Source organism: Mycobacterium colombiense (assembly GCF_001665835.1).
Classification (GTDB): domain Bacteria; phylum Actinomycetota; class Actinomycetes; order Mycobacteriales; family Mycobacteriaceae; genus Mycobacterium; species Mycobacterium colombiense_A.
The window spans coordinates 30,710-44,457 of record NZ_LZSX01000034.1 but is presented as its reverse complement, the minus strand read 5'-3'; the positions used below and the strand labels follow the sequence as shown (position 1 = coordinate 44,457).

The window sequence follows — 13,748 nt, the reverse complement described above, 5'->3', positions numbered from 1 at the left end:
GCGACCGGGCGTACTACAGCCCGTAGTTTTGGGTGCCTTAGGATCGGGCCGTGCTTGGACGGACGCTCTTGCGACTGGTGGACCTGCTCCCCAACCCCAGCGTGGGTGTGCAGCGCCTGATCGCCGCGGCGGTCATCCTCACCCAGGGCGGCATCGCCATCACCGGCGCGATCGTGCGCGTCACCGCCTCGGGGTTGGGTTGCCCCACCTGGCCGCAGTGCTTTCCGGGCAGCTTCGTTCCGGTGGCCCACACCGAGGTGCCGCGCATCCACCAGGCCGTCGAATTCGGCAATCGAATGGTCACCTTCGCGGTGGTGATCACCGCGGCGCTGGCCGTGCTGGCCGTGACCCGGGCACGGCGGCGTCGCGAGGTGCTGGTCTACGCCTGGCTGATGCCGGTGTCCACCGTCGTGCAGGCAGTGATCGGCGGCATCACCGTGCGCACCGGGCTGCTGTGGTGGACGGTGGCCATCCACCTGCTGACGTCGATGACGATGGTGTGGCTGGCCGTGCTGCTCTACGTGAAGGTCGGCGAGCCCGACGAGGGGCTGGTTCGCGAGCGGGTGGTCAGGCCGCTGCGCGCGCTGACCGCGCTGTCCGGCCTGGACCTGGTCGCGGTGCTGGTCACCGGCACGCTGGTGACGGCCGCCGGCCCGCACGCGGGTGATCGCAGCCCCACCCGGACGGTGCCGCGGCTGAAGGTCGAGGTCGACACCCTGGTGCACATGCACTCGTCGCTGCTGATCGCCTATTTCGCGCTGCTGGTGGGCCTGGGCTTCGGGCTGCTGGCGGTGCGCGCCGCCCGTCCCGTGCGGCTGCGCCTCGCGGTGCTGCTGGTGCTGGTGTTCGCGCAGGCCGCCGTCGGCATTGCGCAGTACTACACCGGGGTTCCCGCCGTGCTGGTTGCACTGCACGTGGCCGGGGCCGCGGCGTGCACGGCGGCCACCGCGGCGCTATGGGCGTCGATGCGAGAGCGGGCCGAGCCCGAGCCGCTCGCAGGCTGACTCCACCGCCAGGGCGAAGCGGCGCTGCGCGAGGTCGCGGGCCGCGGTGTCCAGCCGGCGCCAGCCCAGTGACGGTGCGACCAGGTCGAGCCCTACCAGCCGTTCGCCGGCCACGTCGACCCGCGCGCAGAGCAGCTCCCGGGCGGCGATGCCGGAGCGCTTGGCGGCCGCGGCGAGCGCGGCGTGGCCGAGGTCCCACGACTCGAATTCCGGCTCGACCGGCCAGGCGTGCGACCGCTCGCCGCCCAGGAAGACCAACGACGCGTCGGGCGGTGCGCCCGGATCGGCCGTCGGCACCCCGTCGTGCTCGAGGTCACGCAAATACCGCTCATCGAGGTTCCAAGCCACCGCGCCGGGCGGGTTGAGCAGGTGGCGAATCCGCCGGGTCCAGGCCAGGAATTCGTCGCGCCGATCCGGGATGCCCGCGACGTCCCGCAGTATCACCAGATCCGCGCCGGCGGTGTCCGGATCGTCCCAGGACAGCCAGCGCGCGTGCAGGCCGCGGCGCCGCAGCACGCCCACCAGACCGTCGTCATCGGCCTTTCGGGCAGCGCCGTCGCCCGCCCCCGCCAGCACGATGCGGGGATGGAAGACGTCCGGGCGAGCGAGTTTCATGCCCGGGCATGATAAGCAGATGCACGCAATCGAAGTCAGCGAGACCGGCGGCCCCGAGGTGCTGCGCTACGTGGACACGACCACGCCCGCGCCCGGGCCGGGCGAGGTGCTGATCAAGGCCGAGGCCGTCGGCGTCAACTACATCGACACCTACTTCCGCTCCGGGCAGTACCCGCGGGAATTGCCGTTCGTCCTCGGCTCGGAATTGGCCGGCACCATCGAATCCCTCGGCGACGGCGTCGACGGGTTGCGCGTCGGCGACCGCGTGGTCAGCGCCGCGGCGTCTGGCGGATATGCCGAATATGCCACGGCCCCAGCACATTTGACGGCTGAGGTGCCCGACGGCGTGACGGCCGACGTGGCGGCCTCGGCGCTGCTGAAGGGATTGACCGCGCATTACCTGCTGAAGTCGGTGTATCCGGTGCAGGCGGGTGACACGGTGCTGGTGCACGCCGGCGCGGGCGGCGTCGGCCTGATCCTGACGCAGTGGGCCCGCCTGCTCGGTGTGCGGGTGATCACCACGGTTTCCACCGCGGACAAGGAGCGGCTGTCCCGGCAGGCGGGCGCCGACGAGGTGCTCCCCTACCCCGAGGACGCGAAAGCGTTCGGCGAGCGGATTCGCTCGTTGACCGACGGCGCCGGCGTGGCCGCGGTGTACGACGGCGTCGGCGCGACCACCTTCGAAGCCAGCCTGGCCAGCCTGGCCATCCGGGGCACGCTGGCGCTGTTCGGCGCGGCCAGCGGGCCTGTTCCCCCGTTCGACCCGCAGCGCCTCAACGCCGCCGGCTCGGTGTTCTTGACGCGGCCGTCGCTGGCGCACTTCGTGCGTACCGGTCAGGAATTCAGTTGGCGGGCAGAGGAATTGTTCGCCGCGATCGCCGGCGGCGACATCACCGTCGAGGTCGGTGGGCGCTACCCGCTGGCCGAGGCCGCCCGCGCCCACCGGGATCTGCAGGGCCGCAAGACGGCGGGCTCGATCGTGCTGCTGCCCTAGCCGGGTTGTCGAGTGTGGCGCCTGAGGACGGATTCGAGCCAAAGACGGTACGTAGGGCCCAGGCGTCAGGTGGTCGAAAGTCAGAACAGGTGCGGCAGCGCGATGGCCGAGTCGACCGCCAACGCGCAGAACACGACGGCCAGGTAGTTGTTCGACTGCAGGAACAGCCGCAGCGGCTTGACCGGCTCGCCGGCGCGGACGCCGGCGTAGAGCTGGTGGGCCATCGCCAGGAACCACACCCCGGCGACCACGGCAACGGCGGCGTACAGCCACCCCGTCGCCAGCGCCAGCGCCAGCGTGGCCAGCACCGTCAGCCAGGTGTAGATCAGGATCTGCTTGGTCACCTGACGCTCGGTCGCCACGGCCGGCAGCATCGGCACGCCCGCCGCCTTGTAGTCGTCCTTGTAGCGCATCGCCAGCGCCCAGGTGTGCGGCGGCGTCCAGAAGAAAATGATGGCGAACATCACCAGCGCGGGCCATTGAATGGTGCCGGTGACGGCCGACCAGCCGATCATCACCGGCATGCAGCCGGCCGCGCCGCCCCACACCACGTTCTGCGAGGTCCGGCGCTTGAGCAGCAACGTGTAGACGAAGACGTAGAACGCGATCGTCGCCAGCGCCAGCAGCCCGGACAACAGGTTCGTCGTCCACCAGAGCCAGACGAACGAGGCCACCGTCAGCACCAGGCCGAGCACCAGGGCGTTGCGCGTGGGCACCGCCGCGCGGGCCAGCGGCCGCCGCGCAGTGCGCTTCATCACCTTGTCGATGTCCGCGTCGGCCACACAGTTCAGAGTGTTGGCGCCGCCGGCGGCCAGCATCCCGCCGATCAGGGTGTTGACGATCAGCAGCGGGTTCACGGTGCCGCGCTGTGCCAGCAGCATCGCCGGGATGGCGGTGACGAGCAGCAGTTCAATGACCCGCGGCTTGGTCAGCGCCAGATAAGCCAGCACCGTGGCTTGTATTCGGCTTGGCAATTGGCTCGGCGCGGCGCGCCCGCGAACGCTCACGCAATTACTCCTTGGGGTCGCAGCGGCGCGCAGCATCTACTACACACGATGGTAGACCGCGTTGTGGCGATGGCCCGCCCGCGGGTCCATTCCCGCAGATTTTTCCCAGATTCCCGAACTGAATGTTAAGCGCTTTCGACGGGCGCGTAATTTTCACACCTGCCGGCCGCGGGTACCCGAAATCCTGCGCTGCAAGAGCCGGCCCTCCCGCACTAGGGTGGGATTGATCAGCTCGATGACCCAAGGACAACGTCTGTGACGACACTCGAAGAGATCTCTACGCTGACCCAACCGCACCTCCCCGACGACTGGTCCGAACTCGACTCGGCCGCCGTCGACACCATCCGGGTGCTGGCCGCGGACGCGGTGCAAAAGGTCGGCAACGGCCACCCCGGGACGGCGATGAGCCTTGCGCCCCTGGCGTACACCTTGTTTCAGCGCACGATGCGCCACGACCCCAGCGACACCCACTGGTTGGGCCGCGACCGGTTCGTCCTGTCCTGCGGGCACAGCAGCCTGACGCTGTACCTGCAGCTGTATCTGGGTGGTTTCGGCTTGGAGCTCTCCGACATCGAGTCCCTGCGCACCTGGGGCTCCAAGACCCCCGGGCATCCGGAGTTCCGGCACACCAAGGGCGTTGAGATCACTACCGGCCCGCTCGGGCAGGGCCTGGCGTCGGCGGTGGGCATGGCGATGGCCGCCCGCTACGAGCGCGGCCTGTTCGATCCCGACGCGGCCCCGGGCACCAGCCCGTTCGACCACTTCATCTACGTGATCGCCTCCGACGGCGACATCGAAGAGGGCGTCAGCTCGGAGGCCTCGTCGCTGGCGGCCGTGCAGCAGCTGGGCAACCTCATCGTCTTCTACGACCACAACGAGATCTCGATCGAGGACGACACCGACATCGCGCTGTGCGAGGACACCGCCGCGCGGTATCGGGCCTACGGTTGGCACGTGCAGGAGATCGAGGGCGGCGAGAACGTCGTCGCGATCGAGGAGGCCATCGCCAAGGCCAAGGCTGCCACCGACCGGCCGTCGTTCATCTCGCTGCGCACCATCATCGGCTACCCCGCCCCCAAGCTGATGAACACCGGTAAGGCGCACGGCGCGGCCCTGGGCGACGAGGAAGTCGCCGCCGTCAAGGAGATCCTCGGCTTCGACCCGGACAAGAAGTTCGAGGTGCGCGACGAGGTGCTCGCCCACACCCGCAAGCTGGTGGACCGCGGCAAGGAAGCCCACGAGAAGTGGCAGGCGGATTTCGACGCCTGGGCGCAGGGCCAACCCGAGCGCAAGGCGCTGCTGGACCGGTTGACCGCCGAGGAGCTGCCGGACGGCTGGGACGCCGACATCCCGGTGTGGAATCCGGGCGACAAGGCCCTGGCCACCCGCGCCGCGTCCGGCAAGGTGCTCAACGCCATCGGCCCGAAGCTGCCCGAGTTGTGGGGCGGCTCGGCCGACCTGGCGGGCAGCAACAACACCACCATGGACAACGTCAAATCCTTTGGGCCGCCGTCGATTTCGACCAAGGACTACACGGCGGACTGGTACGGGCGCACGCTGCACTTCGGTGTGCGCGAGCACGCGATGGGCGCGATCCTGTCCGGCATCGTGCTGCACGGTCCCACCCGGGCCTACGGCGGCACCTTCCTGCAGTTCTCCGACTACATGCGCCCGGCGGTCCGGCTGGCCTCGCTGATGGACATCGACACCATCTATGTGTGGACGCACGATTCCATCGGACTCGGCGAGGACGGCCCGACACACCAGCCGATCGAGCACCTCGCGGCGTTGCGCGCCATCCCGAAGCTTTCGGTGGTGCGCCCGGCCGACGCCAACGAGACCGCCCACGCGTGGCGCACGATCCTGGCCCGCGGCAACGGCAGCGGACCGGTGGGGCTGATCCTGACCCGGCAGGGCGTGCCGGTGCTCGAGGGCACCAGCGCCGACGGCGTGGCCCGGGGCGGTTACATCCTGGGCTCGGACGGCGAGGACGCGGACCAAGACCCCGACGTGGTGCTGATCGCCACCGGCTCGGAGGTCCAGCTGGCGGTCGAGGCGCAGAAGTTGTTGGCGGACAAGGACATTGTGGCGCGGGTGGTCTCCATGCCGTGCGTCGAATGGTTCGAGTCCCAGCCCTACGACTACCGCGACAGCGTGCTGCCGCCGACCGTCTCGGCCAGGGTGGCCGTCGAGGCCGGCGTCGCGCAGAGCTGGCACAAGCTGGTCGGTGACACCGGCAAGATCGTTTCGATCGAGCACTACGGCGAATCCGCCGACTACAAAACCTTATTCCGTGAATTCGGCTTCACCGCCGAAGCCGTCGCGGCCGCCGCGGAACAAGTAGTGGATAACTGAGGAAAGGGTAATTCACATGACCGCTCAGAACCCGAATCTGGCGGCGCTGTCCGCCGCCGGCGTATCCGTCTGGCTTGACGACCTGTCGCGTCAGCGGCTGCAGTCCGGCAACCTGCAGGAGCTGATCGACACCAAGAGCGTCGTCGGGGTGACCACCAACCCGTCGATCTTCCAGAAAGCGTTGGCGGAGGGCGATTCCTACGACGGCCAGGTCGCCGAGCTGGCCGAGCGCGGCGCCGACGTCGACGCCACCATCCGCACCGTCACCACCGACGACGTCCGCAACGCGTGCGACGTGCTCAAGCGTGAGTGGGAAGCCTCCGACGGCGTGGACGGCCGGGTGTCCATCGAGGTCGACCCGCGCCTGGCGGCCGAGACCGACAAGACCGTCGCGCAGGCCGTCGAGCTGTGGAAGATCGTCGACCGGCCGAACCTGTTCATCAAGATCCCGGCCACCAAGGCCGGCATCCCGGCCATCACCGCCGTTCTGGCCGAAGGGATTTCGGTCAACGTCACGCTGATCTTCTCCGTCGAACGGCACCGGGCCGTGATGGACGCCTACCTGGCCGGCCTGGAGAAGGCCCGCGAGGCCGGACACGACCTGTCCAAGATCCATTCGGTGGCTTCATTTTTCGTTTCCCGGGTGGACACCGAGATCGACAAGCGGCTGGAGAAGATCGGCAGCGAGGACGCGCTCGCGCTGCGCGGGCAGGCCGGCGTGGCAAATGCCCGGCTGGCCTACGCGGCCTACCAGGAGGTGTTCGAGGGTGGCGACCGCTACGAGTCACTCAAGGCCGACGGGGCCCGCGTGCAGCGTCCGCTGTGGGCGTCCACCGGCGTCAAGAACCCCGACTACTCCGACACCCTCTATGTCACCGAACTGGTGGCGCCCAACACGGTGAACACTATGCCGGAGAAGACCATTGACGCCGTCGCCGATCACGGCGAGATCAAGGGCGACACGGTCTCTGGCACCGCCGGCGACGCCCAGCAGGTGTTCGACAAGCTGTCGGCGGTCGGGATCGACCTGCCGGATGTGTTCGTGGTGCTGGAGAACGAGGGCGTCGAGAAGTTCGTGGATTCGTGGACCGAGCTGCTGGAGGAAACACAGAAGCAGCTGGGTTCCGCCTCGAAATGAGCCCAGCCCGCTCCGCGCAACAATGGCATAACCCGTTACGGGACAAGCGCGACAAGCGGCTCCCGCGGATCGCGGGGCCGTGCGGGATGGTGATCTTCGGCGTCACCGGCGACCTGGCCCGCAAGAAGGTCATGCCGGCGATCTACGACCTGGCCAATCGCGGGCTGCTGCCGCCCAGCTTCTCCTTGGTGGGCTTCGCCCGCCGGGATTGGAGCACGCAGGATTTCGGCAAGGTGGTGCACGAGGCCGTCAAGGAGCACTGCCGCACCCCCTTCCGGCAGGAGAACTGGGATCGGCTGGCCGAGGGATTCCGTTTCGTGCCAGGCGCTTTCGATGATGACGAGGCGTTCGGCCGGCTGGCCGAGACCCTGGACAAGCTGGACGCCGAGCGCGGCACCGGCGGCAACCACGCCTTCTATCTGGCCATCCCGCCCAAGTCCTTCCCGGTGGTGTGCGAGCAGTTGCACAAGTCCGGCTTGGCGCGCCCGCAGGGCGAGCGGTGGAGCCGGGTGGTCATCGAGAAGCCGTTCGGTCACGACCTGGAGAGCGCGCAGGCCCTGAACAAGGCTGTCAACACGGTCTTTCCGGAGGAATCGGTGTTCCGGATCGACCACTACCTGGGCAAGGAGACGGTCCGCAACATCCTGGCGCTGCGGTTCGCCAACCAGTTGTTCGATCCGATCTGGAACGCGCACTACGTCGACCACGTGCAGATCACCATGGCCGAGGACATCGGTCTGGGCGGCCGGGCCGGCTACTACGACGGCATCGGTGCCGCGCGCGACGTCATCCAGAACCACCTGATGCAGCTGCTGGCCCTGACCGCGATGGAGGAGCCGGTCAGCTTCAGCCCGTCGGCGCTACAGGCCGAGAAGATCAAGGTCCTCTCGGCCACCCAGCTCGCCGAGCCGCTCGACGAGACCACCAGCCGCGGGCAGTACACCGCGGGCTGGCAGGGCGGCGAGAAGGTCGTCGGGCTGCTCGACGAGGAAGGGTTCGCCAAGGACTCGACCACCGAGACGTTCGCCGCCATCACGCTCGAGGTGGACACCCGCCGCTGGGCCGGGGTGCCCTTCTACCTGCGCACCGGAAAACGCTTGGGCCGCAGGGTGACCGAGATCGCCCTGATCTTCAAGCGTGCACCGCACCTGCCGTTCGACGCGACCATGACCGACGAGCTGGGCGCCAATGCCATGGTGATCCGGGTGCAGCCCGACGAAGGCGTCACGCTGCGGTTCGGCTCCAAGGTGCCCGGCACCGCGATGGAAGTCCGCGACGTCAACATGGACTTCTCCTACGGCTCGGCGTTCGCCGAGGAATCTCCAGAAGCCTACGAACAGCTGATCCTCGACGTGCTGCTGGGCGAACCGTCGCTGTTCCCAGTCAACGAAGAGGTCGAATTGGCCTGGGACATACTCGATCCCGTGCTCGATAACTGGGCGTCCGGTGGTAAACCCGAACCGTACGATGCGGGCACCTGGGGCCCGGATTCCGCCTTCGAGATGCTGCACCGCACCGGCCGGGAATGGCGGCGGCCCTGATGATCCGCGCCGTGACGATGCAGAGCGCAGCGATGAGGAGGAGCGGCGCCCGTGATCATTGATATGGCGGACACCACCACCACGGCGGTCAACAAGAAGCTCGACGACCTGCGTGAAAGGGTCGGTGCCGTCGCGATGGGCCGGGTGCTGACCCTGATCATCGCGCCGGACAGCGAGGAGATCCTCGAAGAATCGCTGAAAGCGGCCAACAACGCCAGCCACGAACACCCCAGCCGGATCATCGTGACGATGCGGGGCAATCCGTATGCGGACAAACCGCGCCTGGACGCGCAGCTGCGCGCCGGCGGGGACACCGGCGCCAGCGAAGTCGTGGTGCTGCGGCTGTCCGGCGCGCTGTCCGGCCACGCGGCCAGCGTGGTCACCCCCTTCCTGCTGCCCGACATCCCGGTGGTGGCCTGGTGGCCCGATGTCGCGCCGGCGGTCCCCGCGCAAGATCCGTTGGGCCGGTTGGCGATTCGGCGCATCACCGACGCGACGAACGGGATCGACCCGTTGGCGGCCATCAAGAGCCGGCTGCCCGGATACACCGCGGGCGACACCGACCTCGCCTGGGCGCGGATCACCTACTGGCGCGCGCTGCTCACCTCGGCAGTCGACCTGACGCCGCACGAACCGATCGAGTCGGCGCTGGTGTCCGGTCTGGCAACCGAGCCCGCCCTGGACGTCCTGGCGGGGTGGCTGGCCAGCCGGATCGACGGCCCGGTGCGCCGGGCGGTCGGCGAGCTCAAGATCGAACTGGTGCGCAAGAGCGAGACCATCGTCTTGAGCCGCCCGCAGGAAGGAAGGACGGCCACGTTGAGCCGGACGTCCCGGCCGGACGCCCTACTCCCCTTGGCGCGCAGGGAAACCGGTGAATGCCTCGCCGAAGACCTGCGCCGACTGGATGCCGACGAGATATACCAATCAGCGCTCGAGGGCATTGAGAAAGTGCAATACGTGTGAGCACCGACATCGAAGTTTTCCCGGACGGCCAGACCCTGGTCGACGCCGCCGCGACCCGGCTGACCGACACCATCGCGAACGCCGTGGCGGCGCGGGGCCGAGCGCTCATCGTGCTGACCGGCGGCGGCAACGGCATCGGGCTGTTGAAGTCGTTGGTGGGACGCGAGATCGACTGGTCGAAGGTGCATCTGTTCTGGGGCGACGAACGCTACGTCCCCGAGGACGACGACGAGCGCAACGAAAAGCAGGCCCGCGCCGCGTTGCTCTCCCACGTCGACATCCCGTCCAGCCAGGTGCACCCGATGCCGGCCAGTGACGGGGAGTTCGGCAGCGACCTCGCCGCGGCGGCGCTGTCCTACGAGCAGTTGCTTGCCGCCAACGCCGCGCCCGGCGAGCCGGTTCCGAATTTCGACGTGCACCTGCTGGGCATGGGACCCGAGGGCCACATCAACTCGCTGTTCCCTGACACCCCGGCGGTGCTCGAAACCGCCCGCATGGTGGTGTCGGTCGACGACTCCCCCAAGCCGCCGCCGCAACGAATCACCTTGACGCTGCCCGCCATTGCACGGTCGCGCGAGGTGTGGCTGCTGGTGACCGGCGGCGGCAAGGCCGACGCGGTGGCCGCCGCAGTCGGTGGCGCCGCACCGGTCTCGGTGCCGGCCGCCGGGGCGGTCGGGCTGGACACCACGCTGTGGCTGCTCGACGAGGACGCCGCGGCCAAGCTGCCGTCGAACCCATCCGGCGTAGCGTGACCAGTTCTGAAACGCGCTAGCGCATCAGCTAGCGCTTTCGACGGTGGTGCATCCCTTCGGGCTCCCGCCCGCGCCGGGCGGGTCATAATGACGGACATGGCAGACAGAACCGTGCGCGGGGGGCAAGAGCGAAGCCGGATCAAGACGCTCACCCAGGCCGCGTTGAACGCCGACAAGACGGTGGAGCAGGTTGAAGACGTCCTCGACGGTTTGAGCACCACCATGAAGGAGCTCAGCAGTTCGCTTTCCGCCCTGAACGCCACGGTCGAGCGCCTGGAGGCGGGCCTGGATCACCTGGACGGCACCATGACCAGCCTGGATGACCTGGCCAAGCGGCTGATCGTGCTGGTAGAGCCGGTGGAAGCCATCGTCGCGCGGGTCGACGAGATGGTGAAGGTTGGCGAGACCATGATCTCTCCGCTGGCGATCACCGAACACGCGGTGCGCGGCTTCGTGGACAGGCTGCGCAACCGGACCGTCCAGTAGGCACCTCGGCAGGACCCTCGATGGCCACGTTGCTGCTGCATCACTCCGCCTTCGCCGCCCATCGGACGGCTCCCGGCCATCCGGAGCGGCCGGACCGCTACCGCGCGGTGCAGGCGGCGCTGAGCCGTCCGCAGTTCGACGCCCTGGTGCGCGAGGAGGCCGAGCCGGCCGACCTGGCCACGACGCGCTACGTGCACTCGAATCGCTACGTGGACGCGCTGGAAGCCGCGCGGCCCGACGACGGTTACGTCTACCTCGACGGCGGCGACACCATGATGGAGCCCTCGACCTGGGAGACGGCGCTGCGCGGGGTGGGCGCCACGCTGCAGGCCGTGGACCGGGTGCTGGCCGGGGAAGCGCAGAACGCGTTCGTCGCGTGCCGCCCGCCGGGCCATCACGCCGAAACCGAGCGGGCCATGGGCTTCTGCCTGTTCAACAACATCAGCATCGGCGCGCGTCACGCACAGCGCAAACACGGCCTGACGCGGGTCGCCATCGTCGATTTCGACGTCCATCACGGCAACGGCACCCAGCAGATCTTCTACTCCGACCCCAGTGTGCTCTACGCGTCCACGCATCAGATGCCGCTGTTCCCCGGGACCGGCGCGGTGCGAGAAACCGGCGTCGGCAACATCTTCAATTCGCCGCTGGCAGCCGGTGACGGCGGCGCCGAATTGCGCGCCGCCTTTCAGGACCGCATACTGCCCGCGCTGCAGGCGTTTTCACCCGAGCTGATCATCGTGTCCGCGGGTTTCGACGCCCACGAACGCGATCCGCTCGGCTCGCTGACCATGACGGCCGCCGACTTCGCCTGGGTCACCAGGGAATTGATGACGACGGCCGAAAAGCTGTGCGACGGCAGGCTGGTGGCGGTGCTCGAAGGAGGTTACGACCTGCAGGGCCTCACCGATTCGGTCACCGCGCACGTCGGCGAGCTGCTGAAGGGCTGAGCTAGCTCGCCTTCTGGTGCATCTCGGGGTAGGGGCCGCCGACCGGTGTCGCCGCCCCGAGGATCTCGTCGATGGCAACGAGGTCGCCTTCGGACAGGGTGACGTCGGCCGCACGAGAGCTTTCCTGCAGGTATTGCAGGTGCTGGGCCCCGACGATGGCGACGTGCACACCCGGCTGCGCGATGGCCCGCGCGATGGCCAGCTGGCTGATTGTCACGCCCAGGCCGGCGGCCAGAGCCTCAAGGCGCGCAACGACTTCCAGGTTGCGCAGATAGCCGTCGCCGCTGAAGATGTCGCTCTTGCCGCGCCAGTCCTGGGCGGCGAAGCTGGTGTCGGGCTTCATCGTGCCGGTCAGCAGACCGTGCGCCAGCGGCCCGTACACCATCACCCCGATGTCGTGCTCGCGCGCATACGGCAGCAGCTCGTCTTCGATATCGCGACGGAACAGGTGGTAGGGCGGCTGCACCACTTCCACCGGCAGCGTCTCGGAAAACTCGCGCACCTGCGCGGTGTCGTAGTTCGACACACCCACGTGGCGAATCTTGCCTTCCGACACCAGTTCTGCGAGCGCCCCGGCGGTGTCGGCGGCCGGGGTGTTGGGGTCGGGCCAGTGCACCAGGTAGACGTCGATGTGGTCGATGCCCAGCGCGTTCAGGCTGGACTCCACGCCTTCGCGCAGCCATTTCCGGCTGCCGTCGCGAACCAGGCCGTTGTCGGTGGCACGCAGGCCGCCCTTGGTGGCGATCACCACCTCGTCCCGGGATTTCTTGAGATCGTCGCGAAGGGCCTTGCCCAGCAGGCGTTCGGACGCGCCGAATCCGTATTGCTGCGCGGTGTCGAAGAAGTTGATGCCGAGCTCGCGAGCGCTGCGGATCATGGCGATCGCGGCCTCCTCGTCGGCATGGCCCCAGTCACTACAAAACTCCCAGGTACCGAACGCCAACCGGGAAACCTCGAGCCCCGTCTTGCCGAATGTGATGGTCTTCAATGCCAACCTCCCCGTTGCATAGACGTCCACTGCGTATGCGGCCGGTGCGGCCGAGCCCCCGAACTCAACCATAACCAGGCCGATGCCGCGGCCCGCAACGTCAATGCTCAGCGCGGGAAGTAACGGCTGTCGTTGTCGACCGAGTCGAAGATGTCCAGCGCGTGCTGGAAAGGCCCGGACGTGATTCGCTGATCGGTCGCGTACGAGTGGTCGAGTTGGAACACGACGCACAGCAGCACACCCAGCAGAACCGCGACCGTGCCGGACACGATGACGTGGCCGACGGTGCCGCCCATCCGCAGGAAACCCGTAAACGCAACCAGCACAACCGCACCGAGGATCAGGCCCGCCCACATCAGGGCGGGTATCCGCGGCTTGGTGCCCACGATCCGCTCGTTGCGATCGGACGCCAGCACACTCAACTGGTTGAGGAATTGCTGATTGATCGGCTTGGCCGCGATATTGGGCTGCTGGCGCCCGACGGTGCGATACATCCGGGTGATCGCGGTGCGCGCGCCGTCGTTGCGCTGCTTGTTCCACTCCGGGCCCGCCACCGCGCTCGCGTACTTGCGCAACAGCTCCTGAACTTCGGTGCGCTCCGGTTCGGGCATCGCGACGGTCTGCCGATACATCGTCGTCAGGGCCGATGCCTCGCCGGACACGACGACCTGGGTGGACGAGAAGTGTTCCCAGGTGGCCACCACGGTGAAGCCCAGCAGGGCGCCGTAGATGAACCCGACGACGGTAAGGAACGAGCCGATCGCCGGGTTCGGTTCCTTCCCGTACCGCTCCATCGGCAGGACGCGGTTTCCCAGCCAGATGGAGCCCACCGCGATCACGATCGCCACGGCGATGACAGAAACCAGAAATAGCCACAGGGGTAGTCCGGATCCGCTCACTGCTCTCCTCGGTCGGCGTCGCGTCGATTCAGGGTATTCGCGAGCGGGCCGGCCGG

At 68.2% G+C, this 13,748-nt stretch carries 13 protein-coding genes; 9 read left to right on the top strand and 4 right to left on the bottom strand.

Annotation, left to right across the window (positions count from 1 at the left end; translation table 11 throughout):
* Window positions 1-74 precede the first annotated feature (74 nt).
* Window positions 75-1,004, top strand: coding sequence for a COX15/CtaA family protein (locus A5760_RS07855; protein ID WP_196772026.1), 930 nt, complete (start codon window positions 75-77; stop codon window positions 1,002-1,004).
* Here A5760_RS07855 and A5760_RS07850 read toward each other — a convergent pair.
* On the bottom strand, window positions 954-1,619 hold the full coding sequence (locus tag A5760_RS07850) for a hypothetical protein (protein ID WP_064879378.1): 666 nt from the start codon (window positions 1,617-1,619) through the stop codon (window positions 954-956). The genes A5760_RS07855 and A5760_RS07850 overlap by 51 nt on opposite strands.
* A 19-nt stretch (window positions 1,620-1,638) precedes the next feature.
* Here A5760_RS07850 and A5760_RS07845 point away from each other — a divergent pair, with 19 nt between their 5' ends.
* Complete coding sequence (locus A5760_RS07845) at window positions 1,639-2,613, top strand: quinone oxidoreductase family protein (protein WP_064879377.1); 975 nt, start codon at window positions 1,639-1,641, stop codon at window positions 2,611-2,613.
* Between the two features lie 80 nt (window positions 2,614-2,693).
* On the opposite strand, the gene A5760_RS07840 is transcribed toward A5760_RS07845, so the two are convergent.
* Window positions 2,694-3,620 (bottom strand): heme o synthase, encoded by a 927-nt coding sequence (locus A5760_RS07840; RefSeq protein ID WP_064879374.1) that lies wholly within the window; start codon window positions 3,618-3,620, stop codon window positions 2,694-2,696.
* 255 nt (window positions 3,621-3,875) lie between these two features.
* Between A5760_RS07840 and tkt the strand changes: the two genes are divergently transcribed.
* The 7 genes from tkt (at window position 3,876) to A5760_RS07805 (ending at window position 11,805) form a co-directional block, all read left to right on the top strand.
* Window positions 3,876-5,975 carry a transketolase gene (tkt, locus tag A5760_RS07835; protein ID WP_064879372.1) on the top strand — a complete coding sequence of 700 codons (2,100 nt, stop codon included), beginning with the start codon at window positions 3,876-3,878 and terminating at the stop codon, window positions 5,973-5,975.
* 16 nt (window positions 5,976-5,991) lie between these two features.
* On the top strand, window positions 5,992-7,113 hold the full coding sequence (gene tal / locus A5760_RS07830; RefSeq protein ID WP_064879370.1) for a transaldolase: 1,122 nt from the start codon (window positions 5,992-5,994) through the stop codon (window positions 7,111-7,113).
* Window positions 7,110-8,654 carry a glucose-6-phosphate dehydrogenase gene (gene zwf, locus A5760_RS07825; RefSeq protein WP_064879368.1) on the top strand — a complete coding sequence of 515 codons (1,545 nt, stop codon included), beginning with the start codon at window positions 7,110-7,112 and terminating at the stop codon, window positions 8,652-8,654. The genes tal and zwf overlap by 4 nt, the downstream gene beginning before the upstream one ends.
* Window positions 8,655-8,705: 51 nt before the next feature.
* Window positions 8,706-9,617 (top strand): glucose-6-phosphate dehydrogenase assembly protein OpcA, encoded by a 912-nt coding sequence (opcA, locus tag A5760_RS07820; protein WP_064879366.1) that lies wholly within the window; start codon window positions 8,706-8,708, stop codon window positions 9,615-9,617.
* Window positions 9,614-10,369: a 6-phosphogluconolactonase gene (pgl, locus tag A5760_RS07815; RefSeq protein WP_064879365.1), complete on the top strand. Its 756-nt coding sequence runs from the start codon at window positions 9,614-9,616 to the stop codon at window positions 10,367-10,369. The genes opcA and pgl overlap by 4 nt, the downstream gene beginning before the upstream one ends.
* A gap of 87 nt (window positions 10,370-10,456) precedes the next feature.
* Window positions 10,457-10,855 (top strand): hypothetical protein, encoded by a 399-nt coding sequence (locus A5760_RS07810; RefSeq protein ID WP_064879363.1) that lies wholly within the window; start codon window positions 10,457-10,459, stop codon window positions 10,853-10,855.
* A 20-nt stretch (window positions 10,856-10,875) separates the two neighbouring features.
* Window positions 10,876-11,805: a histone deacetylase family protein gene (locus A5760_RS07805; protein WP_064879361.1), complete on the top strand. Its 930-nt coding sequence runs from the start codon at window positions 10,876-10,878 to the stop codon at window positions 11,803-11,805.
* A gap of 1 nt (window position 11,806) precedes the next feature.
* Here A5760_RS07805 and A5760_RS07800 read toward each other — a convergent pair whose 3' ends face one another.
* Together A5760_RS07800 and A5760_RS07795 are read right to left on the bottom strand one after the other, a co-directional pair.
* Window positions 11,807-12,793: an aldo/keto reductase gene (locus A5760_RS07800; protein WP_064879468.1), complete on the bottom strand. Its 987-nt coding sequence runs from the start codon at window positions 12,791-12,793 to the stop codon at window positions 11,807-11,809.
* 107 nt (window positions 12,794-12,900) lie between these two features.
* A complete protein-coding gene (locus tag A5760_RS07795; protein ID WP_064879359.1) occupies window positions 12,901-13,692 on the bottom strand; it encodes a DUF4239 domain-containing protein in 792 nt (263 codons plus the stop codon).
* Window positions 13,693-13,748: the final 56 nt, after the last annotated feature.

What these genes read in the sequence shown, in the direction of transcription:
- zwf (WP_064879368.1), top strand. Translation starts at nt 7,110, where the DNA reads ATGAGCCCAGCCCGCTCCGCGCAACAATGGCATAACCCGTTACGGGAC.
- A5760_RS07845 (WP_064879377.1), top strand. Translation starts at nt 1,639, where the DNA reads ATGCACGCAATCGAAGTCAGCGAGACCGGCGGCCCCGAGGTGCTGCGC.
- tal (WP_064879370.1), top strand. Translation starts at nt 5,992, where the DNA reads ATGACCGCTCAGAACCCGAATCTGGCGGCGCTGTCCGCCGCCGGCGTA.
- A5760_RS07850 (WP_064879378.1), bottom strand. Translation starts at nt 1,619, where the DNA reads ATGAAACTCGCTCGCCCGGACGTCTTCCATCCCCGCATCGTGCTGGCG.
- A5760_RS07810 (WP_064879363.1), top strand. Translation starts at nt 10,457, where the DNA reads ATGACGGACATGGCAGACAGAACCGTGCGCGGGGGGCAAGAGCGAAGC.
- A5760_RS07805 (WP_064879361.1), top strand. Translation starts at nt 10,876, where the DNA reads ATGGCCACGTTGCTGCTGCATCACTCCGCCTTCGCCGCCCATCGGACG.